This is a genomic window from Tabrizicola fusiformis (genome assembly GCF_013328815.1).
GTDB lineage: Bacteria > Pseudomonadota > Alphaproteobacteria > Rhodobacterales > Rhodobacteraceae > Fuscibacter.
The window spans coordinates 1-939 of sequence record NZ_JABUHN010000054.1 but is presented as its reverse complement, the minus strand read 5'-3'; the positions used below and the strand labels follow the sequence as shown (position 1 = coordinate 939).

Genomic DNA, 939 nt, shown 5'->3' with positions numbered 1-939 from the left:
AGGGATATCTTCGCCTGGGCGCGGATCGAGGAGGTGCAGACCAGCTATTCGATCGGGGGCAAGGGTCAAAGCAAGCCTGCGGCCGAGCTGCTGATCCGGGGTGGCTCGCTTTGATCACCTGGACCGAAATCCGCTGTTGCGGATGCCGGCGCCTGCTGTTCAAGATGACAGCAGGCGCATTCGCGGGCGCCATTCAGATCAAGTGCCCGCGCTGTGCCGCCTTCAACCATCTGAGGCCCGAGAGCCCCTCCCCGCAGCGGCAGGACCGCGATGGAAAGGACGCCTCGTGTGGCTCTTCATTCCCCCGCAAGACATGACGACCTTCGCGGCATCAGCCTTTGCGCCGGTGTCGGAGGACTCGATCTCGGCCTGCATATCGCAGAGCCCGGATATCGCGCTGTATGTCATGTCGAGCGAAACAGTTTCGCCGCGGCCACTCTCGTGGCGCGGATGGCGGACACGTCCCTGGCTGCGGCTCCTGTCTGGGACGATCTGCGATCCTTCGACGGCCGCCCTTGGCGCGGCCGCGTTCATATCGTCACTGCCGGTTATCCCTGCCAGCCCTTCAGCCTCGCCGGGGACCGGCGGGGCGAGGATGATCCGCGCCACCTTTGGCCCGAGGTCGCCCGCATCGTCCGCGAGGTCGGACCCGAATGGTGCTTCTTCGAGAACGTCCCCGGCCATTTGTCCCTTGGTCTCGATGTCGTCGCCCGAGACCTTCAGGCAATGGGCTACCGGGTTGCAGCGTGCGTCCTATCAGCGGCGGAAGTCGGCGGGTCGCATCTGCGCGAGCGGCTCTTCATACTGGCCCACGCCGACCTTCAAAAGCTCGGGAAACACGGTCACGTTCCTGCCCGGTCCAGCGGGGCTGAAGCTGATGAAAGACGAGCGCCAGAGCGGCAAGCAGATGGGCCTGAAGAACGCGGTCTACAGCTGGAC

General features: G+C 64.9%; 2 protein-coding genes. Both read left to right on the top strand.

The features are described from left to right. The first annotated feature begins 110 nt into the window (after positions 1 to 110). Positions 111 to 317: a Com family DNA-binding transcriptional regulator gene (locus HS053_RS22650; RefSeq protein ID WP_206677668.1), complete on the top strand. Its 207-nt coding sequence runs from the start codon at positions 111 to 113 to the stop codon at positions 315 to 317. Then, on the top strand, positions 271 to 939 hold a 669-nt coding region (locus tag HS053_RS22105; protein WP_174213396.1), incomplete at its 3' end, for a DNA cytosine methyltransferase. The genes HS053_RS22650 and HS053_RS22105, both read left to right, overlap by 47 nt.